We start from the raw sequence: 20845 nt of genomic DNA on the forward strand, positions 1-20845 counted from the left end.
GCCGCGCCCGGTCTCGGGGTGCCGGGTACGTGCCGTGTCAGCGCGGCAGGTGCGTCTCGATCTCGCCGATGATCGCCGGGTCGTCCGGCAGGGTCTTGGGCGCGTACCGCCGCACCTCGCCGCCCGGCAGCACGAGGAACTTCTCGAAGTTCCAGCGGATCTTGCCCGAGTGCCCCGTGTCGTCCGCCGTCTTCTTGAGCTCGGCGTACAGCGGGTGCGTGTGCCGGCCGTTGAGGCGGATCCGGTCGAGCACCGGGAACGTGACGCCGTACGTCATGGAGCAGAACTCGGCGATCTTCTCGTTCGAGCTCAGCTCCTGCAGGAACTGGTTGCTCGGGAAGCCCAGCACCGTGAACCCGCGGTCCTGGTACTTCTTCTGCAGCTCCTCCAGGGTCGCGTACTGCGGTGCCAGACCGCACCGCGAGGCCACGTTGACCACGAGCACGACGTCGTCCTTGTGCTCGGCCAGTGAGATCTCGGTGCCGTCCATGGTCTTGAACGGGATGTCGTAGAGGGTCACCCGCCCATCCTCCACCCGACGACAGGCCTGCGGAACCCTGTGCCACCGCGCGGGTTACCGTGGCCCGGTGACCGTCTCCCGTCGCGGCCCCGCCCCCCACCGGCCCCCGCTCCCGGTGCGCGACGGCCTCAACCCCACGCGGATCGTGCTGCCGCACGACCCGGGCACCGTCGCCCGGTTCCCGTTCGCGCTCGACTACCTCCTGCACCGGTTCGCCGCCGACGAGGTGCGCCTGCGCGAGAAGCTCGCCCAGGGCGAGGTCGTCACCGGCCACGGGGAGCCCGTCGGCCCCACCACCCCGTACGAGCCGCGCGGCTTCCTCTACCTCTACCGGGACCCGCCCGCCCACGAGGAGCGGATCCCGTTCGAGCCCGAGGTGCTGCACCGCGACGACGACCTGCTGGTCGTGGACAAGCCGCACTTCCTCGCCACGACGCCGCGCGGCCGCTGGGTCCGCGAGACCGTCCTGGTGCGCCTGCGCACCGCCCTCGACCTGCCCGAGCTCTCCCCGGCCCACCGCCTCGACCGCGGCACGGCGGGCGTGCTCGTGCTCACCGTGCGCCGCGAGGTGCGCGGCGCCTACCAGGAGGCGTTCGCCCGCCGGCAGGTCCGCAAGGTCTACGAGGCGGTCGCCCCCCTCGTCTCGGCAGGCGGCTCGCTGCCCGACGGCGTCCCGGTCGCCCCGGGCGAACCGCTGACCGTGCGCAGCCGCATCGTCAAGCACCGCGGAGTGACCCGCGCCGAGGAGGAGCCCGGCCAGCCCAACGCCGAGTCGGTGGTCACCCTCGCCGCCGCCGACCAGGCCCGCGGCCTGGGCCTGTACCGCCTCGAACCCCGCACCGGGAAGACCCACCAGCTCCGGCTGCACATGGCGTCCCTGGGGCTGCCGATCCTGCACGACCCGTTCTGGCCCGAGCTGCGCGCCACCGACCCCGACGACCACGACCGGCCCCTGCAGCTCCTGGCCCGCTCCCTCGAGCTCACCGACCCGCTGTCCGGACGGCCCCGGCGCTTCGAGTCCCGCCGCACGCTCTCCGAGTGGGCGGGTCTGGTGCGAGAATCGAACGGATGAGCACCACCCCCGTCTACCCCGCCCGCGCGGTCGTCGACCTCGACGCGATCCGCGACAACGTGCGCGCCCTGCGGACGATCGCGCCGACCGCGCAGGTCATGGCCGTCGTCAAGGCCGACGCGTACGGGCACGGGCTCGCGCCCGCCGCCCGGGCGGCCCTCGCGGGCGGCGCGACCTGGCTGGGCGCCGCGCAGACCCGGGAGGCGCTCGCGGCACGCGCCGCCGTCGGACCCGGACCACGGGTGCTGACCTGGCTCTACGCACCCGGCGCGCCCTTCGAGGACCTGGTCCGCGCGGACGTCGACATCGCCGTCGCCGCCGCCTGGGCCCTCGACGAGGTGGCCGACGGCGCCCGCGCCGCGGGCCGCGGCGCGCGCGTGCACCTCAAGGTGGACACCGGCCTGGGCCGCAACGGCATCATGCCCGGCGACCTGCCCGGCGTGCTCGACCGGGCGGCCGCGCTGCAGGCCGAGGGCTCGGTCAGCGTCGTCGGCGTCATGTCCCACTTCGCGCTCGCGGACGAGCCGGACGACCCGTCCGTCAAGATGCAGTCGCACGCCTTCGACGAGGCGATCCGCGCCGTCGAGGCCGCCGGCCTGCCGGTGGAGGTGCGGCACATCGCCAACTCCGCGGCCACCCTGACCAACCCCGCGACGCACCACGACCTGGTGCGCCCCGGCATCGCCGTCTACGGGCTCTCGCCCGTGCCGCAGCTCGGCGCCCCGGGGGACTACGGCCTGCGCCCGGCCATGACGCTGGAGGCCCGCCTCGCCACCGTGAAGCGGGTGCCGGCGGGCCACGGCGTCTCGTACGGCCACTTCTACACGACCGCGCAGGAGACCGTGCTCGGTGTGATCCCGCTCGGCTACGGCGACGGGATCCCCCGGCACGCCTCCGGCGGCACGCTCGGCCCGGGCGGGCCGGTCCTCGTCGGCGGCGGCGTGGGCGACGTCGCCGCACCCGACGCCGGGCTCGGCACCGCCCGCGTGCTGCGCATCGCCGGGCGCGTGTGCATGGACCAGATCGTGCTCGACCTGGGCCCGTACGCTCCGGAGCAGGCCGGTGACGTGGTCACCCTGTTCGGGGCCTCGGACGGGCTCACCCGGGCCGGGGCGCCCAACGCCGAGGACTGGGCGCAGGCCGCGGGGACCATCAGCTACGAGATCGTGACGCGCCTCGGGGCGCGCGTGCCCCGCGTCTACGCGGGCACGGCAGGAAGGGAGACCACCGGTGACTGAACCGGTCAGCACCACCACGAGCACCGACATCACGCTCCGGTTGCCGGACGCCGACGCCACCCGCGCGCTCGGCACCGCGATCGCAGGGCTGCTGCGCGCCGGAGACCTCGTGATCCTCACGGGCGACCTCGGCGCCGGCAAGACCACCCTGACCCAGGGCATCGGCGCGGCGCTGAACGTGCGCGGCCAGGTGGCCTCGCCCACGTTCATCGTGGCGCGCGAGCACCCGCCCCTGCCGCACGCCGACGGCACCCGCGGCCCAGGCCTCGTGCACGTGGACGCCTACCGGCTGGGCGGACTCGGCGAGCTCGACGCGCTCGACCTCGACTCGTCGCTCGCGGACTCCGTGACCGTCGTCGAGTGGGGCCGGGGCCTGGCCGAGGCGCTGGCGGAGGACCGCCTGGAGATCGACCTGGAGCGTCCCCGCGGGGGCGCCGTCGACGGCGACGACCCGGCGGACGACCCCGAGGCAGGGACGCGGACCGCGACGCTGCGCGCGGTCGGCCCCCGCTGGGCCGGTGTGGACCTGCGCACGCTCGGTGCGTGACGGGCCGGGTCGACCCGGCGCCGTAATACCCTGGTGACGTGGCCGTACTCGCTCTCGACACCTCAGCAGCCGTCGCCGTGTCGCTCGTCGACGAGGACGGCGCGCGCCTCGCGTCCCGTTCGTCGGACGAGCGCCGCCGGCACGCCGAGTCGCTCGCGCCCCTGATCACCGAGGTCCTCGCCGAGGCGGGGACCGAGCGGACCGACCTGACGGCGGTCGTCGCGGGCACCGGGCCCGCGCCCTACACGGGCCTGCGGGTCGGGCTCGTGACCGCCCGGACGCTCGCGCTGTCGCTGGGCATCCCGGTGCTGGGCGTGCCCAGCCTGGACGCGCTCGCCGCGCAGGCGGTCAGCGACCTGGGCCTGCGGCCCGGCACGGAGGTCCTCGCGACCTCGGACGCACGCCGCAAGGAGGTCTACTGGGCCCGGTACCGCGTGGTCGCGCACGAGGGCCCGCACGGCGTCCCGGTCGTGGAGCGGCTCGCGGGCCCCGGCGTCGACCGTGCGGGCTTCGTCGCCCAGGCCCAGCTCTCCGGGGCCGGCACCGAGACGGGGGAGCAGCCCGTCGTCGTCGGCGAGGGGGCCATGCTCTACCCCGAGTTCCTCTCCGCGGCGGACGACGCCCCCGTGGTCCCCGACGCGACCGTCCTGGCCCGGCTGGCGCTCGTGCGCCGGGCCGCGGGCGAGGACCAGCCGTCCGAACCGCTCTACCTGCGCCGCCCCGACGTGCACGAGCCGGCTCGCGCGACCCCGGTGCCGCCCGCGGCGGGAGGCGCAGCGTGATCACCGAGGTGCGCCTGCGCCCCCTGCGCAGCGCCGACTTCGACCGGGTGCTGGAGCTCGAGCGGCAGATCTTCGGAGCGGGCGCCTGGACCTACGGCATGCTCGCCGACGAGCTCGCCGGCCTCGGCCGCTGGTACGTCGTGGCGGAGCCCGAGCGGCTCGACCGTGCGGGCGACCAGCCCGTGGTCGGCTACGCCGGGCTCTGGTTCGACGGCGACGTCACGCAGATCATGACCATCGGCGTGGACCCGGCGGTCCAGCGGCACGGCGTGGGCCGGCAGCTCATGACCGCCCTGATCGAGCGGTCCCGCACGCTCAAGGCGGGTGCGGTGCTGCTCGAGGTGCGCGTGGACAACCAGCCCGCCATCGAGATGTACCGCGACTTCGGGTTCGAGGTCCTCGGCGTGCGCAAGCGCTACTACCAGCCGGAGGACAAGGACGCCTACACGATGCGCCTGGACCTCTCGGCCGCCCCGGACACGACGGCGGACGGACCGGACGACCGGGCAGGGGACGCGGCGTGAGGGAACGAGTTCTGGTCGACGTCGCGGCGCTGGCCGCCGACCTGCAGGTCGGCGCCGGTGCGGACCCCGCCGAGGGGCGCCCCGTCGTGCTCGACGTGCGCTGGGCGCTCGGCATGACCGACGGCCACGACCGGTACCGCGCGGGGCACCTCCCCGGCGCGGTCTACGTCGACCTCGAGACCGAGCTCGCCGCACACGCGTCACCCGCGCAGGGCCGGCACCCGCTGCCGTCGTCGGCCGCGTTCCAGGAGTCCGCGCGGCGCTGGGGTGTGTCGGCGGGCTCGCGTGTCGTCGTCTACGACTCCGTCGGCGGCACGTCCGCGGCGCGCGCCTGGTGGCTGCTGCGCTACTTCGGCGTCGCCGACGTGCGGATCCTCGACGGCGGGCTCGCCGCATGGACCGCGCAGGGGCTCGCCCTCGAGCCGGGCGACGTGACGCCGGAGCCGGGCGACGTCGTCGTGCGCCCCGGTGGGATGCCCGTGCTGGACGCCGACGAGGCGGCCGCCCTGGCCGACGGCGAGGGCGTGCTGCTGGACGCGCGCGCCGGCGAGCGGTACCGCGGCGAGGTGGAGCCCGTCGACCCGCAGGCCGGGCACGTGCCCGGCGCGGTCAGCGCGCCCACCACCGAGAACCTGCGCCCGGACGGGCGGTTCCTCTCGACGGCCGACCTGCGGCGCCGCTTCGCGGACCTCGGGGTCAGCGGCGGCGACGAGGGCGGCGCGTCCGTCGGCGTGTACTGCGGCTCGGGCGTGACCGCGTCGCACGAGGTGGCTGCGCTCGCGGTCGCCGGCGTGCCCGCCGCGCTGTACCCGGGATCCTGGTCGCAGTGGTCGAACGACCCGGTCCGCGAGGTCGCGACGGGCGCCTGACGGGCGCCCGGCCGGCCCCGAGCCGGTCAGGGCTCGGTGCGCTCGTCGTTGAGCACGGAGATCTTCTGCCACACCTTGCGGGACATGCTCATGGTGAGCGTCTCGATGGTGGACACCGTGTTCAGCACGATGTCGTCCTGCGACTCCTCGGCGCACAGCGCGGCCGCCTTGCCCACGATGGACAGCAGCTCGGTGCAGTACTCCAGGTAGTACTCGATCTGCTCGGGCGTGAGGTCGACGTCGTGCTCGTCCAGGCTGCCCGCGTAGGCGTCCCGGAGGCTCTCAGGTTCCTTGGTGAGCTGGTGCATGTCGATGATGTGCGCCAGGGAGCGCAGGCGGTGCAGCTTGGTGAGCAGGTCGGACCGCTGGACGCGCTGGGGCATGGAGTGCAGCACCACGACGGCGATCGCGACGAACACGAGGTCGTTCACGGCGCTCTCGATGAGCGGGAGCCAGTCCAGGCCGTTGTCCGGGGCCTCGGTGAAGGCCGAGTCGACGGCGAAGCCGAACGCGACCAGCGCGACGAGCACCACGAGGGTGATCAGCCCGTGCGACCCGGCCCGGACCAGGCGGCTGCGCCGGCGCGACTCGGCGGACGTGTCCGCCACCTGCTCGGTGAGTGCGGCCAGCTCCTGGGCGACCCGGTGGATCCCCCGGTCGGGGAACCGCGCGCCGATGCGGTCGCACAGGCGCCGCGCGGTCTCGATGACGGGGACCGGTTCCAGCTTCTCCAGCGCTCTGTCCGACACGACAGGCAGCGTAGAGCCTGCGGGGGCACGCGGCTGCGGGATGCCAGGTCTCGCCCGGGGCCGGGCGGGCCGGGGTGGGGTGAAAACAGATTCGGCGGCTCCGAGAACTGTATGCACATTGATAGAGTCGACGCCCGCGGGCGCACGGGAACGTGGCCGCGGACAGGAGCGAACGATGGCACGCCGGCTGAGCACGACCTCCGGCCTGTTCGGCGTCCTCGGCCTCGACCCGACGCAGGAGCTCGCCTACCGGCACGTCCTGTCCGTCGGTTCCGTCACCGTCACCCAGCTCGCCGCGGCGATGGAGGTGGCCGAGCCGGTGGCGGCGGCCTGGCTGGAGCGCCTCCAGGACCTGGGGCTGATCCTGCCCGTCGACGGCACCACCTGCTTCGCGTCCGTCGATCCGCGCAGCGCGCTCCGCTCGCTCACCGACAGCCACACCATGGACCTCAACCGGCTGCGCGAGCACATCCCGGAGCTCGCGTCGGTGTTCGAGGACGCCCGCCGGGGTTCGGACGCCCCGACGCTGACGCGGCTGCTGGCGGGGCACAGCGACATCGCGGACTGGTACGGCCGGCTCGGGCACGAGGTCGAGCAGGAGTTCCTCGGGTTCGACCGGCCACCGTACGTGGTCACCCCCACCGACGCGCTGGAAGAGCTCGCGATCTCGCGCGGCGTGGTGTGGCGCTCGGTCTACGGCGCGGCGTCGTTCGACCTGCCGGGCCGGCTGGACCGGGTGCGCCGGGACGTCGCGATGGGGGAGCGTGCCCGCGTGACCGCGGCGGTGCCGGTCAAGCTCGCCATCATCGACCGGCGCCTCGCGCTCGTGTCGCTCAACCTGTCGGAGGAGGCGCCCGAGGCGCTCCTGACCGAGTCGCCGCCCCTGGTGGAGGCGCTGTGCCTGATGTTCGAGAGCTACTGGGAGCGGGCGCAGCCGCTGCGGCAGTGGCGGTCCGACGTCGCGCACGAACCTCGGCCCGGTACCGGCCGCGCCCGCGACGGCCGTGCCCCCACGGCCGAGGAGCGGGAGCTGCTCGCCCTGCTGACGGCCGAGGTCAAGGACGACGTGATCGCCCGCGAGCTGGGGATCTCGGTGCGGACGCTCGGGCGCCGGCTGCGCGACCTGATGGACGCCCTCGGGGCCACGAGCCGGTTCCGTGCCGGGGCGGAGGCGGCCCGGCGCGGCTGGATCTAGCCCGGCCGCCGGTCCGCCGCGGCCGGTTTCCCCGCGGTGACGACAGTGTTTCGCGCGTGGCCGATCCCTGCCAGCGTCGGGTACCGGACACGCCGGGGCATTGCGCCCGCAGTGTCGCGATCTGTACCAACGAGTCGAGCGACGGCGAGCACCGCCGTCCGCACCCCCCTGCGAAGGACGACTCCGCGTGCGCGTACCACCACCCCCCTCCCGGCACCTCCTCACCCGTCTGGCGGCCGCCGTGCTGCCCGCCGCGCTGGTCCTGAGCGGCGCCGCGGTGCCGGCCGCGGGCCTCGACGACGACGCCGAGCCGCCCCACGACGCCGTGGGCACGTCCGCCGCCGGGGCCGCAGGCGACCAGGACCCCGACCTCGGCGACGGACGGTACGTGGTGGTCCTGCGCGACCCGGCCGCCGCGACCTACGACGGCGGCATCGCCGGGCTGCGCGCGACCGCGGTGCCCGAGGGCGCCCGGCTGCGGGCGAGCAGCCCCGACGTGCAGGCCTACGACCGCTACCTCACGGGCCGTCAGGAGGACGTGGCGCGCGACCTGGGCGTCGAGGCGTTCGCGTCGTACACCACGACCACCAACGGCTTCGCGGCCGAGCTCACGGGAGAGCAGGCCGCGGCGCTGCTGACCGACCCGCGGGTGGCCGACGTCGTGCCCAACGAGATCCTGCACGTCGCGGACGAGGCAGCGGGCGCCGCCGGCGCGTCCGGCATGGCGACCTCGACCGACTACCTCGGCCTGTCCGGGGACGACGGCGTGTGGGCCTCCGTCGGCGGCCCCGACGAGGCCGGCGCCGGCACCGTGGTCGGCGTCGTCGACACCGGCATCGCGCCCGAGAACCCGTCGTTCGCGGGCGAGCCGCTGGGCACGGACCCGGGGGACGAGCCCTACCTCGACGGCGACACCGTCACGTACGAGCGGTCCGACGGCGGCACGTTCACCGGGCGGTGCACCACCGGAGCCCAGTTCGACGCCGACGCGTGCTCGACCAAGGTGATCGGCGCCCGGTACTACGTCGACGGCTTCGGCGCCGACTTCATCGGTGACGAGTCCGTGGCGGAGTACCTGTCGCCGCGGGACGGCGCCGGACACGGGTCGCACACCGCGAGCACCGCTGCGGGCAACGCGGGGGTCGAGGTGACCTCGCCCGTCCCCGCCGTCGTCTCAGGTGTGGCACCGGCCGCCCGGATCGCCGTCTACAAGGCGTGCTGGTCCGGCCCGGACCCGGCGTCCACCGACGACGACGGCTGCGCGACGGCCGACCTGCTCGCCGCGATCGACGACGCGGTGGCCGACGGCGTCGACGTCCTCAACTACTCGATCGGCGGCGCGCCGGGCAGCACCTTCTCGCTGACCGACCAGGCGTTCCTCGCCGCGTCGGCGGCCGGCGTCTTCGTCGCCGCGGCCGGGGGCAACTCCGGACCCGACGAGTCGACGGTCGACAACCTCGCCCCGTGGATCACGACGGTCGCCGCGACCACGTACCCGTCGTCCGAGGCCACGGTGCGGACCGGCAGCGGCGACGCGTTCGTCGGCGCCTCGGTGACCGTCCCCGAGGGCGGTGTCACCGGGCCTCTCGTCGACGCCGCCGACGTCGCCCTGGCCGGTGCCGACGAGCCGGAGCTCTGCGGTCCGGGCACGCTCGACCCGCGGCGCACCGCGGGAGCCGTCGTCCTGTGCCGGCGCGGCACGGTCGACCGCGTCGCCAAGTCGGCCGAGGTCGCGCGGGCGGGCGGCATCGGCATGGTGCTCGTCAACCCCGAGCCGAGCTCGCTCGACCTGGACGCCCACAGCGTGCCGACGGTCCACGTGGACAGCTCGGCCCTCGCGGCGCTCAGCGAGTACGCGGCCACCGGGGACGCCACGGTGACCCTGGAGGACGGCAACACCACCGGTCAGGAGACCACCCCCGTGCCCCAGGTGGCCGGGTTCTCGTCGCGGGGTCCCGTCACCGTGGACGGCGGCGACCTCGTCAAGCCCGACGTCGCCGCACCCGGCGTCAACGTGCTGGCCGCCGGCGCCAACCCGGCGGGCGCGCCGGGAGCGCACGTCTTCATGTCCGGCACGTCGATGGCGTCGCCGCACGTCGCGGGCCTGGCAGCGCTGTACCTCGGGGAACGACCCACGGCCTCGGTCGCGGAGGTGAAGTCGGCCCTGATGACCTCTGCCGTCGACACCGTGGGTCCCGACGGCGCGCCGCAACCCGACCCCGCGGCGCAGGGCAACGGGCAGGTGGTCCCGGCGTCCTACCTGCGTCCCGGCCTGCTCTACCTCGCCGGGCTCGACGACTGGAAGGCCTACGTGCAGGGTTCGGGAGCGGGCGACCTGGGCGTGACCCCGGTCGACCCGTCCGACCTCAACCTGCCGTCGGTCGGCATCGGCGGCCTGGCCGGCACGCAGTCCGTGACCCGGACGGTGACCGCCGCGCAGGCCGGCACCTGGACGGCCGAGGTCTCCGGGCTGGCCGGCGTGGACGTCGCCGTGGAGCCGTCGTCCCTCGTGTTCGGGTCCGCGGGCGAGCAGCAGGACGTGACCCTGACGATCGCCCGGCGCGACGCGGCCCTGGGCGACCAGGTGACCGGGTACCTCACCTGGTCCGGCGACGGGGTGCCCGCCGTGCGCAGTGCCCTCGCCGTACGCCCGGTGGCCCTCGACGTGCCGCCCGCGGTGGATGGTTCCGGCACGACGGGGAGCGTCGAGATCGCGGCGAACGTGGGGGAGACGGCGGACATCCCGCTGACCGCGGACGGCCTCGCCCGTGGCGAGTCCGTCGACGGCACCGGGACGGTGGGCGGGTCCACGCATCGCTACGCGGTCGACGTCCCGGACGGCGCCGCGTTCGCCCGGTTCGCCCTCGACGCGGCCGACGACAGCGCGGACCTCGACCTGTTCCTGTACCGCGAGAGCGACACCGGCGGGTTCCTGCGGGTGGGGCAGTCGGCCACCGGATCGGCCGACGAGCAGGTCGACGTGACGCTGCCGGAGCCCGGCGCGTACCTCGTCGAGGTCGACTTCTACTCCGGCGGGACCGAGCAGCCGACCGAGCTCGGCTACACGTTCACGTCGTACGTGCTCGGCACGGGCGCAGGGGAGGGCGGCTTCACCACCGACCCCGGGACGCTCGAGGGCACGCTGGGCGAGCGGGCGGTGGTGACCGCCTCCTGGCACGACCTCGCACCTGGCGCCTACCTCGGCGCCGTGACCTTCGGGGACACCGGGCTGCGCACGCTGGTGACCGTCGACGCGGGGGCGGCGGCGCCGCAGGACCCGGCCGAGCCGGAGCTGACCGTGGGCCCGGAGTGGGCGCGCGCGGGCGGGGACGTCCGGGTGACCGCGTCGGGCCTGGCGGGCGGTGCCGTGCACGAGGTGGTCGTGGACGGCTCCACGACGCCTGTCCGGTCCGGGCGGTCCGCGGCGTCGGGCCGGCTGGACTGGTACGTGGCCCTCCCCGGCGACCTCGCCGAGGGGGAGCACACGCTCACGCTCCGGGGTGCGGGCACCGAGGTGTCGGCGCCGTTCCGGGTGTCGCCGCTGACGGTGAGCTCTCTCTGGGGGTACTCGGTCGGGGCCTGGGACGGCACCCCCCGGGCCGAGCTCGACGCCACCTACTCGGGTTCGGGGTCCGTGCGCGCCACGATCGTGTCCGCGCGCAGCGGCGAGACCTACCTCGAGACGGTGGACCGGCTGGGCAGCGTCCCCGGCCTCCCCGTGCTGACGTACCAGACCGCACGGGTGCCAGCGGCGGCGGAGCCGCTCGTCGGCACCGTGACCGTGCTGCTCTCGGACGGCTCGGCCGGACCGAGCGTGAGCACGGAGTTCACGCCCGACGCGATCGAGCCCAGCGCGGTGACGTTCGCACCGCGGTCCGGTGATCCCGACCGTCTCGACGTGACGGTCGACAACCGCTCCGGGACCGACCTGTACCCCCTGGTGCGCTACACCCTGTGCGACGGGGGCCGCATCGAGGCGGCGGCCTACGCCCGGGAGGGGGCCGGCACCGAGATGTACGACCTCACCGGCGTCACGCGTATCGAGATCTTCGCGGACGGCGAGGCGGTCGGGACGTACGAGAACACGGACGGACCCAGCCGGTGCGCGGACGGGTCGCCCGAGGTGGCGCAGGACCTGTGGGTCCACCTGTCGGCCCCGGAACACCCGCAGGACGCCGCGCGGCCCGTCGCGTACGAGGTGAGCTTCCGCCACGCCGCGTACTCGCCCGGGTTCCACCTCGACGTGGGTGAGGGTGCGCAGCGGTACGCGCAGGACCCGTTCCACAGCGAGGGCATCCCGACGGACGTCGTCACGGAGCAGGGTCCCGTGGTCACGCGGGCGCTGTCGGTCCCCGAGGCCACCCCGGCGTGGGCGGTCGCGACGTACGAGGCGCAGACGCCGGTCATCCACTACCAGGGCATGGCCTGGATCGAGACCAGCGCGGTGACCGTGGACGAGCTGCGGCCCGAGGAGCCGGGCGGGCCGGACCCGACGCCGGAGCCCACCCCGGACCCGTCGACCGAGCCGAGCCCGGACCCGTCGACCGAGCCCAGCCCGGAACCGTCGACCGAGCCCAGCCCGGACCCGTCGACCGAGCCGAGCCCGGAACCCTCGGGGCCCGGGAACGGTGCCACGCCCGACCCGCAGCCCTCCGAGATCCCCGGACCCGGCAAGGGCGACCAGGCCGGTCCCGCGGACGGCGGGGAACCGGGCCCGCAGGGCCCCGACGGGCTCGCGACCACGGGCGCCGACGTGCTGCTGCTGGTCGGAGCGGCCCTCGTGCTGCTGGTCGTGGGCACCGGAGCGATCCTGTTCAGCCGGTACCGGCGGAGGACGGCGGCCGCGCGCTGAGTGTGTCGGCCGGGGTGCGTGCCGTCACCGGCGCGCACCCCGGCCGGTGAATCCGGGTGCTCAGACGGTGATCGTCGTGAGCGGCATCGACGAGTCGACGGGGATGTCGAGGGTGCTCGGGGCCACCCCGGCACGCACGACGGCGGAACCCAGCGCCGCGATCATCGCACCGTTGTCGGTGCAGTAGCGGATGGGCGGGATACGCAGGTCGATGCCCGCCTCGGCGCAGCGCTTGGCGGCCATGTCGCGCAGCTGGCTGTTGGCCGAGAACCCGCCGCCGATGACGAGGGTGTCGACGCCGTGGCGGTGGCACGCCGCGATGGTCTTGGCGGTGAGCACATCGGCGACGGCCTCGGCGAAGGACGCCGCGACGTCGTTCACCGGGATCTCCTGACCCGCGTCGGTGCGGGCCTCGACCCAGCGGGCCACCGCCGTCTTGAGGCCGGAGAACGAGAAGTCGTAGGCGTGCTTGGCCTGGTCCTTCGCTGCGGTGAGACCGCGCGGGAAGCGGATGGCGGTGGGGTCCCCCTCGCGGGCGAGCCGGTCGATGTGCGGGCCGCCCGGGTACGGCAGGCCGAGCAGCCGGCCGACCTTGTCGAACGCCTCGCCGGCCGCGTCGTCGAGCGTGGAACCCAGCTCGGTGACGTCGGTGGCGATGTCGTCGACGAGGAGCAGCGAGCTGTGGCCGCCGCTCACCACGAGGGCCATCGCCCGCTCGGGCAGCGGCCCGTCGACGAGCTGGTCCACGCACGCGTGCCCGATCACGTGGTTCACGCCGTACAGCGGCTTGTTCAGGCCGATCGAGAGGGCCTTGGCGGCCGAGGCGCCGATGGTCAGCGGCCCGACCAGGCCGGGTCCGGCGGTCACGGCGATGGCGTCCACCTCGGACAGGTCGACGTCGGCGTCGCCGAGCGCCTTCTGGATGGTGGGGACCATGGCCTCGAGATGGGCCCGGCTGGCGACCTCGGGGATGATGCCGCCGTAGCGCGCGTGCTCCTCCATCGAGCTGGCGACGGCGTCGACCAGCAGCTCGTCGCCACGGACCAGCGCCACGCCGGTCTCGTCGCAGGAGGTCTCGATGCCGAGGACCAGGGGATCTGCCATGGGGCCCAGCCTAGTTGGTTGCCGTCTGATGGATGGTGTGGGGCTCGCTCTGTGGCGCGCCTCATAGTTGAACATGGAACTATCGCCCGGGGCGCCGTTGTTGTCGTCCGCATGACCGAGACTCTTGAGGCCACCGGCCTCGCCATCGACGACGCGACGGCGGACCGCCTGTTCCGCACGGCGCGCACCGTGACGACCTTCGCTGACACCGAGGTGACGGACGAGCAGCTCGCCGCCGTGTACGACCTCGTCAAGTGGGGTCCGACGATGATGAACACCAGCCCGCTGCGGATGCTCGTCGTCCGCGACCCCGAGGCCCGCCGGCGCCTCGTGGAGCGCGTGCCCGAGGGCAACCAGGAGCGCGTGGCCAAGGCGCCCGTCACCGTCGTGCTCGCCTACGACACCGACTTCCACGAGCGGCTCGACGTCCTCGTGCCGCACATGCCCGGCGCGCGCGACATGTTCGCGGGCGACGCCGGCGCGCGGGCCGAGGACGCGCGCACCAGCGCGCAGATCCAGGCCGGCTACTTCATCGTCGGCCTGCGCGCCGCCGGCCTCGCGGCCGGCCCGATGCACGGCAACTACGGCGAGATCGACGCCGAGTTCCTCGGCGACACCGCCTGGAAGAGCTTCCTGGTCATCAACGTCAGCGTGGCCGAGGGTGCGGACACGACCCGCCCCCGCGCGCCTCGCCTGAGCTTCGAGGACGCGGCCCGGATCGTCTGACCGTCCGGCTCCTCCGACGGGCCGTCCGCTCCGACCGCACTACGCGGACGGCAGCGGGCGGCCCTCGCGCATCTCCCGCAGCATCGCGCGCACGACGGCGGTCAGGTCGCCGTCGTGCGCCGCAGCCACCGCCTGCTGGCGCTGGTAGGAGGCGCCGGTGCGGACGATGTCCCGGATCCCGGCCAGCTCCGTCGCGCAGCCGATCCGCTGCGCGACGGGCTCCAGCTCGACGAGGAGCTTCGCTATCGCGTCCGTGACGGGCCCCTGGTTGCCCTCGGCGTCCAGGATCACCGTGGCGTCGAGCCCGTACCGCGCCGAGCGGAACTTGTTCTCCTGCACGAACCACGGCGGCAGCACGGGCAGGTCGCGGCCCTGGTCCAGGAGGGTGGACAGGTGCTCCACCAGGCAGTGCACCAGGGCGGCCAGCCGGAGCGCCTCGGTCAGGTTGGTGGGGCCGTCGCAGACGCGCACCTCGAGCGTGCCGAGGGCGGGCGACGGCCGCACGTCCCAGTGCACCTCGTTGAACCCCTCGACCGCGCCGACGTGCTGCAGGTCGGCCGCGTAGGTCTCGAGCTCCTGCCACGTCTCGAACGCGACCGGCAGGCCCGAGCTCGGGATCTGCTGGAACAGCAGCGACCGGTTCGAGGCGTACCCGGTGTGCTCGCCCGCCCAGTAGGGGGACCCCGCCGAGAGCGCCTGCAGGTGCGGGAAGTAGGTGAGCATCGCCCGCATCAGCGGCAGCGCCTTGTCCCGGTGCTCGACACCGACGTGCACGTGCAGGCCCCAGATGATCAGCTGCGCGCCCCAGATCCCGGTGCGGTCCATGATCCGCGCGTAGCGCTCCGTGTCGCCGACCTGCTGGTCGGCCCCGCGCGCGAACGGGTGCGTGCCGCCGCCCATGAGCTCCAGGCCGAGGGGGTCGGTGACCGCACGCACGCGTCCCAGCAGGCGCTCCAGGTCGGCCCCGGCCTGGCCGACGGTCCGGCAGACCCCGCTGACCAGCTCGATCGTGTTCTTCATGAACTCGCCGGTGACCTGCGGGGCGGGGCCGCCGGCGGCGTCCGCGGAGCGTCCGGCGTCGTCCCGCGCGAGTGCCTCCAGCACCTGCGGGGCGGACTGGGCGAGATCGGCGCTGCCGGACTCGACGAGCCCGATCTCCCACTCGATGCCCACGGTGGAGCGCGGGGATGCGCCGAAGCCGAGCCGGGCCGGCGAGCTCATACGCGTCCCAGCGGTTCGACGACGAGCACCTGTTGGGTCCCTGCCACACGTGTGAGCACGATCGTCGCCTCCTCGGTCCCGGTGAGCACGAGCTGCTTGCGAAGTTGTTCAGGCACCACGGCGGTGCCCCGCTTCTTGATGGTGACGCGCCCGACGCCGCGGTCGCGCAGGTACGACTTGAGCCGCTTGAGGCCGAACGGCATGGTGTCGAGCACCCGGTAGCCGGTCGCGATCGGGGCGGGAGCCCCGGCCGGTTCGGCGGGGCGGGCCGGCGGCAGGTCGGCGGGGGAGTCGGTGGTCACGTAGGCGATGGTCGGGTCGACGAGGCGCCCGCCCAGCTCGGCGGCCGCCTGGGCCACCAGCCCGGCGCGGATGACAGCGCCGTCGGGCTCGTAGAGGTACTGGCCGACGGCGCCGACGTCGGGCGCGTCGTCGTCGCCCCGCACGGTGCGGCTGAGCGTGTGCTCCTTGCCGTCGTCGTCGGTGAACGTGCGCAGCACGAGGGCGGACCGGCCGGGGCCGTCGGGTGCGAGGGGGCCGAACCAGAGGCCGGCCTCGACCACGTCGCCGTCGACGGAGACCCACTGGGTCTCGGCGTCGTCCGGCAGGCCCTCGTGCGCGATGCCGGGGCCGACCTTGATGCCCACGGCGGGCACCGTCCCGCGCAGCGCCCAGACGCTGTCGAGCGGGGGTGCGTAGGCGCGCGGGTCGAAGACCCGCCGGCTGCGGCCGCCCGAGCCGCCTGCGGTGCGGCGCGCCGGGTCGGCGAAGACGCCGTCGATCCCCTCGGCCCGCAGGTCGAGCGAGAGCCCGTCCGCGTGCCGCACGTCGGCCTCGGGGAAGTGGCGCAGGTTCCACCGCGCGATGGCGGCGGTGCACTCGTCCAGGTCGGTCGCCACCACGCGCAGGCCGGTGCCGGCGAAGGCGAGCGAGTCGGCGCCGATGCCGGAGGTCAGGTCGGCGAGCGCGGTGGTGCCGGCCTCCAGGTAGCGTCGGGCGTGCAGCGCGGCGACCAGGAGCCGGGTGGCCTGCTCCAGGCCGTCGGAGGTGAACAGCATGCCGTCCGCGAAGTCGCCGAACTTGGCCCGGGCGCGGGCCCGCAGCCGGGACTGCGTCACGACCGCAGCGGCGAGGTCCGGGGCCACGCCCTGGGCGCGCAGTGTCGTGACCGTCTTCATCGCCTGACGCTCGTCGTACGGCGGCAGGGCGCCAAGCAGGGCCCAACCCTCGGGGCTGAGGAGTTTGCTCAGAATCGCCGCATCCATGGGAAGATCTTTCCACGTTTGTCCTGGTCGTGGCGAGCAAGCGGGGACGACCTTTTCGTGGAGATGGTGAGATCCCGGGGTATCGGGCGGCCCGGGAGCGGCTGCGGCGTGACCAGGTTCACGCCGTTGGCACTCGCCTTGACCGAGTGCTAGCGCCGACCTAGATTTGGGGTTGTCCACCGCTGTGGCGCCCGGTCGCCGGGCCCGCGACGGAGGATCCAGACGTTCGTGCCCGCCGGCACCCGCGACGACGGCGGACCGTCGAACGTTCGAGCCACTCAGTCCATCCCGAAGCAGATCTCTCGATCCGCTCATGAAAGAGGAGGTCCGACGTGTCGGTCCCCATCAAGCCGCTCGAGGACCGGATCGTCGTCAAGGCTCTCGAAGCCGAGACCACGACCGCTTCCGGCCTGGTCATCCCGGACACCGCGAAGGAGAAGCCCCAGGAGGGCGAGGTCCTGGCCGTGGGCCAGGGCCGCATCGACGACAACGGCAACCGTGTGCCGCTGGACGTCGCCGTCGGTGACAAGGTGATCTACTCCAAGTACGGCGGCACCGAGGTCAAGTACGCGGGTGAGGACTACCTGGTCCTCTCGGCCCGTGACGTCCTCGCCGTGGTCGTGGGCTGATCCAGCCCCCGGACCCAGGTTCGCGCAGAGGGCCCCGCACCGTTCGGTGCGGGGCCCTCTGCCGTGCGCCGCTCCGTCACGGGCGCGTGCGGCCGTTGCCGATGGTCAGGCGGAGACCAGGGTGGACAAGTTCGTCGAGCGGGCGAATCGCGTCAGGCCGAGACGGACTTGCCGGCGAGGATGGCGGACCGCTCGTCCTCGCTCAGGCCGCCCCACACCCCGTACGGCTCGCGCACGCGGAGCGACTGCTCGCGGCACTGCATCATCACGGGGCACGAGCGGCAGATCGCCTTGGCGGCCTCAGCGCGCCGGCGGCGCGTCGACCCCCGCTCGCCCTCGGGGTGGAAGAACAGGGTGTCGTCCGCGTCGCGGCACGCCCCCTGGTACTGCCATTCCCACAGCTCCATCACCGGACCGGGAAGCCTCGAGATCTCCGTCATGGCGAACAACCTACAAGTTGTGCAGAAGTTGTTCAAGGGGCAATTCGCTCCAGATGTGTGCCGGATCGCGCCGGAGGCAAGCCGGTCAGTGCTGACCGGATTTGTTCGGATGTGAACCGAATTCCGCCGAGATCGGCGGCACGCCGGATTTCGCAGTGGCGCGGAGAGGTCCGGGTCGGCAGAATCGAACCCATGACTCCTTCGCGACCCGCCCAGAACTCGGGCGGGTCACGTACGTCCAGCCCCGGGTTGGCCGTCGCGGCTGTGGCCAGGCGCCTCGGGGTCGCTCCCGCGACCCTGCGCACCTGGGACCGCCGGTACGGCCTCGGCCCGTCGGGACGCACCGCCGGATCCCACCGTCGCTACACGCCGGACGACGTCGCCCGGCTGCTGGTCATGCGCCGGCTCACCCTGGAGGGTGTCGCGCCCGTCGACGCCGCGCGGGCCGCCGTCGAGGCCGGTGACGCAGAGCTCGAGACCGCCGCGCGCACGGCCCCGGCGCTGCCCACGGTTCAGGTCCCGGGGCAGGGCGCGGACGAGCACCCGGGCGACGAGGGGGAGGAGCCGGAGGACGGGTCCGACGAGTTCGCCGAGCAGTTCCTGGGCACCGTCGAGGCGCCGGGTTCGGACGCCGAGGCCGCCGACGAGGACTCAGGCCCCGTGGCCGCCGGGCCGGCCGCCGTGCCACCCGCCGAGGAGCCGCGCGGACGGGCGCGCCTGCGCGCCCTGCCGGGCGGGGCGACCGGGGGCAGCGCCCCCGCCGGTGCTCCGGGTGGTCACGGACCGCGGCCGGCCGCGGGCGCGACGCCGACGTCCGGCCGGGTGTCCGCCCTCGTCGACGCGGCCCTGGCCTACAGCCGCACGGCCTGCGACAACCTGCTGGTGCTCGGGCCCGACGGGGACCCCGCCACCTGGTGGACCGAGCTCGTGGAGCCCGCCTGGCTACGGCTGTCCGAGCGCACGGTCCTCGCCGGTCCCGGTGAGATGCCCGAGGTGGTGCTCGCGACGGCCGCCCTGCGCGCGCTGCGGCACTACACCGAGGAGTTCGAGCGGGCGATGGTCGAGGCGGGTGGCCCGCCGGCCAACCACCCCAGCCGCATGCGCAAGATCGTCCTGGTGTTCGCGGCCCCCGACGAGGTGGTCCCGCTGTCGGCCCACGCGCTCGCCGCGGCGCTGGCCGCGCAGGGTTCGATGGCGCGCATCGTCACGGGCCCGGCCAGCACGCACCGGTCGGTCGAGCTGGTCACCATGGTGCGCCCGACGGCGGTGGTGCTGGCCACCACGCAGAACAAGCCGGACCTCGACGTCGTCCACGCCGTGAACGAGAGCTACCCGGAGCTGCCGATCTTCGTGGGCCTGCGGGCCGACGCGGCCGCGACGGACCTGCCGTTCGGCCCCACGGTGCAGCGCGTGCGCTCGTTCACCGGCCTGCTGCACGAGGTGCTGGCGGTCATCAAGGCGAGGTGACGCACGCCTCGCGTGGGCATCACCACCCTGCCGGGATCACCCGCCGCGCCGGTCGTAGACTTGCTGCATGACGGACCAGACCGCGCCGGCCGACCCGTTCGGGTTCCTCGGGCTCACCTATGACGACGTCCTGCTGCTGCCGGGTTACTCCGACCTGGCGCCGTCGGACATCGACACGACGTCTCGCCTGACGCGCGAGATCTCGCTCAAGATCCCGCTGATCTCAGCGGCGATGGACACGGTCACCGAGTCGGCCATGGCGATCGCCATGGCGCGCCAGGGCGGCCTGGGCGTGCTGCACCGCAACCTCTCGATCGAGGACCAGGCCACGCAGGTCGACCTCGTGAAGCGCACGCAGACCGGCATCATCACCAACCCGGTCACCATCGGCCCGGACGCCACGCTCGAGGAGCTCGACACCCTCGCGGGCCAGTTCCGGATCTCCGGGTTCCCGGTCGTGGACTCCGACAACAAGCTCATCGGCATGGTCACCAACCGCGACCTGCGCTTCACGCCGGTCGCGGAGTGGGCCACCACCAAGGTGGACGAGGTCATGACGCCGCAGCCCCTGATCACGGGCCCGGCGGGCATCTCGCGCGACGACGCCACGCTGCTGCTGCGCAAGCACAAGCTGGAGCGGCTCCCGCTGATCGACCCGGACGGCCGCATCACCGGGCTCATCACCGTGAAGGACTTCGTCAAGTCCGAGCAGTTCCCGAACTCGTCCAAGGACGGCCAGGGCCGCCTCATGGTGGGCGCCGCGATCGGCTACTTCGGCGACGCCTGGCAGCGCGCCACCGCCCTGATCGAGGCGGGCGTGGACGTGCTCGTGGCCGACACCGCGCACGGCAACGTCCGCATGCTGATCGACATGGTCAAGCGCCTCAAGACCGACCCGGCCACCAAGGACGTGCAGGTGATCGGCGGCAACGTCGCCACCCGCCAGGGCGCGCAGGCGTTCGTCGACGCCGGTGCCGACGCCGTGAAGGTGGGCGTGGGCCCGGGCTCGATCTGCACCACGCGCGTCGTCACCGGCGTGGGCGTGCCGCAGATCACCGCGGTCTACGAGGCGTCGCTCGCGTGCAAGCCGGCGGGCGTCCCCGTGATCGCCGACGGCGGCCTCAAGCACTCCGGCGAGATCGGCAAGGCGCTCGTGGCCGGCGCCGACAGCGTGATGCTGGGCTCCCTGTTCGCGGGCTGCGAGGAGACCCCGGGCGACCTCGTGCTGGTCAACGGCAAGCAGTTCAAGACCTACCGCGGCATGGGCTCGATGGGCGCCATGTCGTCGCGCGGCAAGAAGTCGTACTCGAAGGACCGGTACTTCCAGGCAGAGGTCACCAGCGACGACAAGATCGTCCCCGAGGGCATCGAGGGCCAGGTCGCCTACAAGGGCCCGCTGGCCACCGTGGCGCACCAGCTCATCGGCGGCCTGCACCAGACGATGTTCTACACCGGCGCGCGGACGGTCCCGGAGCTGCAGGCCAACGGCCGCTTCGTCCGGATCACGTCGGCCTCGCTCAAGGAGAGCCACCCGCACGACGTGCAGATGACGGTCGAGGCCCCGAACTACAGCGGCTTCTGATCCCCGCCCCTCCGCGAGATAGAACCGTGGCGAGATAGAACCGTGGCGAGATAGAACCGTGGC

18 protein-coding genes are annotated in these 20845 nt (G+C 74.0%); 12 read left to right on the forward strand and 6 right to left on the reverse strand.

The window, feature by feature from the left end; translation table 11 throughout:
* Positions 1 to 37: 37 nt before the first annotated feature.
* A complete protein-coding gene (locus APR03_RS10945; protein WP_253835603.1) occupies positions 38 to 520 on the reverse strand; it encodes a glutathione peroxidase in 483 nt (160 codons plus the stop codon).
* A 67-nt stretch (positions 521 to 587) separates the two neighbouring features.
* Between APR03_RS10945 and APR03_RS10950 the strand changes: the two genes are divergently transcribed.
* From APR03_RS10950 to APR03_RS10975, 6 genes are read left to right on the forward strand one after another with little or no spacing between them, the layout of a single operon-like run.
* Complete coding sequence (locus APR03_RS10950) at positions 588 to 1592, forward strand: pseudouridine synthase (protein WP_253835605.1); 1005 nt, start codon at positions 588 to 590, stop codon at positions 1590 to 1592.
* A complete protein-coding gene (alr, locus tag APR03_RS10955; protein WP_253835607.1) occupies positions 1589 to 2830 on the forward strand; it encodes an alanine racemase in 1242 nt (413 codons plus the stop codon). The genes APR03_RS10950 and alr overlap by 4 nt, the downstream gene beginning before the upstream one ends.
* Positions 2823 to 3377, forward strand: a complete 555-nt coding sequence (tsaE, locus tag APR03_RS10960) for a tRNA (adenosine(37)-N6)-threonylcarbamoyltransferase complex ATPase subunit type 1 TsaE (RefSeq protein ID WP_253835609.1) — start codon at positions 2823 to 2825, stop codon at positions 3375 to 3377. Before alr ends, tsaE begins: the two co-directional genes overlap by 8 nt.
* 38 nt (positions 3378 to 3415) lie before the next feature.
* Complete coding sequence (tsaB, locus tag APR03_RS10965) at positions 3416 to 4159, forward strand: tRNA (adenosine(37)-N6)-threonylcarbamoyltransferase complex dimerization subunit type 1 TsaB (protein ID WP_253835612.1); 744 nt, start codon at positions 3416 to 3418, stop codon at positions 4157 to 4159.
* On the forward strand, positions 4156 to 4683 hold the full coding sequence (rimI, locus tag APR03_RS10970; RefSeq protein ID WP_253835614.1) for a ribosomal protein S18-alanine N-acetyltransferase: 528 nt from the start codon (positions 4156 to 4158) through the stop codon (positions 4681 to 4683). The genes tsaB and rimI overlap by 4 nt, the downstream gene beginning before the upstream one ends.
* A complete protein-coding gene (locus APR03_RS10975; RefSeq protein ID WP_253835616.1) occupies positions 4680 to 5552 on the forward strand; it encodes a sulfurtransferase in 873 nt (290 codons plus the stop codon). The genes rimI and APR03_RS10975 overlap by 4 nt, the downstream gene beginning before the upstream one ends.
* Before the next feature lie 26 nt (positions 5553 to 5578).
* On the opposite strand, the gene APR03_RS10980 is transcribed toward APR03_RS10975, so the two are convergent.
* Complete coding sequence (locus APR03_RS10980; protein WP_253835618.1) at positions 5579 to 6301, reverse strand: hypothetical protein; 723 nt, start codon at positions 6299 to 6301, stop codon at positions 5579 to 5581.
* Between the two features lie 175 nt (positions 6302 to 6476).
* On the opposite strand from APR03_RS10980, the gene APR03_RS10985 reads away from it, so the two are divergent.
* A complete protein-coding gene (locus APR03_RS10985) occupies positions 6477 to 7496 on the forward strand; it encodes a helix-turn-helix domain-containing protein (RefSeq protein WP_253835620.1) in 1020 nt (339 codons plus the stop codon).
* A gap of 187 nt (positions 7497 to 7683) precedes the next feature.
* Positions 7684 to 12348 (forward strand): S8 family serine peptidase, encoded by a 4665-nt coding sequence (locus tag APR03_RS10990; protein WP_253835622.1) that lies wholly within the window; start codon positions 7684 to 7686, stop codon positions 12346 to 12348.
* Between the two features lie 60 nt (positions 12349 to 12408).
* Here APR03_RS10990 and tsaD read toward each other — a convergent pair whose 3' ends face one another.
* Complete coding sequence (gene tsaD, locus APR03_RS10995) at positions 12409 to 13452, reverse strand: tRNA (adenosine(37)-N6)-threonylcarbamoyltransferase complex transferase subunit TsaD (protein WP_253835625.1); 1044 nt, start codon at positions 13450 to 13452, stop codon at positions 12409 to 12411.
* Between the two features lie 111 nt (positions 13453 to 13563).
* On the opposite strand from tsaD, the gene APR03_RS11000 reads away from it, so the two are divergent.
* A complete protein-coding gene (locus tag APR03_RS11000; protein ID WP_253835627.1) occupies positions 13564 to 14178 on the forward strand; it encodes a malonic semialdehyde reductase in 615 nt (204 codons plus the stop codon).
* 39 nt (positions 14179 to 14217) lie between these two features.
* Here the strand turns inward: APR03_RS11000 and APR03_RS11005 are convergent, their stop codons facing one another.
* Complete coding sequence (locus tag APR03_RS11005) at positions 14218 to 15399, reverse strand: glutamate--cysteine ligase (RefSeq protein WP_253835629.1); 1182 nt, start codon at positions 15397 to 15399, stop codon at positions 14218 to 14220.
* Positions 15396 to 16664 (reverse strand): class I SAM-dependent methyltransferase, encoded by a 1269-nt coding sequence (locus tag APR03_RS11010; RefSeq protein ID WP_253835631.1) that lies wholly within the window; start codon positions 16662 to 16664, stop codon positions 15396 to 15398. Before APR03_RS11010 ends, APR03_RS11005 begins: the two co-directional genes overlap by 4 nt.
* A 332-nt stretch (positions 16665 to 16996) precedes the next feature.
* Here APR03_RS11010 and groES point away from each other — a divergent pair, with 332 nt between their 5' ends.
* On the forward strand, positions 16997 to 17293 hold the full coding sequence (groES, locus tag APR03_RS11015; protein WP_119139803.1) for a co-chaperone GroES: 297 nt from the start codon (positions 16997 to 16999) through the stop codon (positions 17291 to 17293).
* Positions 17294 to 17445: 152 nt separating this feature from the next.
* On the opposite strand, the gene APR03_RS11020 is transcribed toward groES, so the two are convergent.
* Positions 17446 to 17733, reverse strand: a complete 288-nt coding sequence (locus tag APR03_RS11020; RefSeq protein WP_020016179.1) for a WhiB family transcriptional regulator — start codon at positions 17731 to 17733, stop codon at positions 17446 to 17448.
* Between the two features lie 192 nt (positions 17734 to 17925).
* Between APR03_RS11020 and APR03_RS11025 the strand changes: the two genes are divergently transcribed.
* Together APR03_RS11025 and guaB are read left to right on the forward strand one after the other, a co-directional pair.
* Entirely contained in the window at positions 17926 to 19200 is a 1275-nt protein-coding gene (locus APR03_RS11025; protein WP_253835632.1) for a MerR family transcriptional regulator, read from the forward strand.
* Positions 19201 to 19267: 67 nt separating this feature from the next.
* Positions 19268 to 20782, forward strand: coding sequence for an IMP dehydrogenase (guaB, locus tag APR03_RS11030; protein ID WP_253835633.1), 1515 nt, complete (start codon positions 19268 to 19270; stop codon positions 20780 to 20782).
* The last annotated feature ends 63 nt before the right edge of the window (positions 20783 to 20845 follow it).

This window comes from Promicromonospora thailandica, assembly GCF_024171955.1.
Classification (GTDB): Bacteria; Actinomycetota; Actinomycetes; order Actinomycetales; family Cellulomonadaceae; genus Promicromonospora; species Promicromonospora thailandica.

Excerpts from the sequence above, each read along its gene's own strand:
- guaB (WP_253835633.1), top strand. The coding sequence starts at position 19,268 with ATGACGGACCAGACCGCGCCGGCCGACCCGTTCGGGTTCCTCGGGCTC.
- APR03_RS11010 (WP_253835631.1), bottom strand. The coding sequence starts at position 16,664 with ATGGATGCGGCGATTCTGAGCAAACTCCTCAGCCCCGAGGGTTGGGCC.
- APR03_RS11025 (WP_253835632.1), top strand. The coding sequence starts at position 17,926 with ATGACTCCTTCGCGACCCGCCCAGAACTCGGGCGGGTCACGTACGTCC.
- APR03_RS11020 (WP_020016179.1), bottom strand. The coding sequence starts at position 17,733 with ATGACGGAGATCTCGAGGCTTCCCGGTCCGGTGATGGAGCTGTGGGAA.
- APR03_RS11000 (WP_253835627.1), top strand. The coding sequence starts at position 13,564 with ATGACCGAGACTCTTGAGGCCACCGGCCTCGCCATCGACGACGCGACG.
- alr (WP_253835607.1), top strand. The coding sequence starts at position 1,589 with ATGAGCACCACCCCCGTCTACCCCGCCCGCGCGGTCGTCGACCTCGAC.
- APR03_RS10985 (WP_253835620.1), top strand. The coding sequence starts at position 6,477 with ATGGCACGCCGGCTGAGCACGACCTCCGGCCTGTTCGGCGTCCTCGGC.
- APR03_RS11005 (WP_253835629.1), bottom strand. The coding sequence starts at position 15,399 with ATGAGCTCGCCGGCCCGGCTCGGCTTCGGCGCATCCCCGCGCTCCACC.
- tsaD (WP_253835625.1), bottom strand. The coding sequence starts at position 13,452 with ATGGCAGATCCCCTGGTCCTCGGCATCGAGACCTCCTGCGACGAGACC.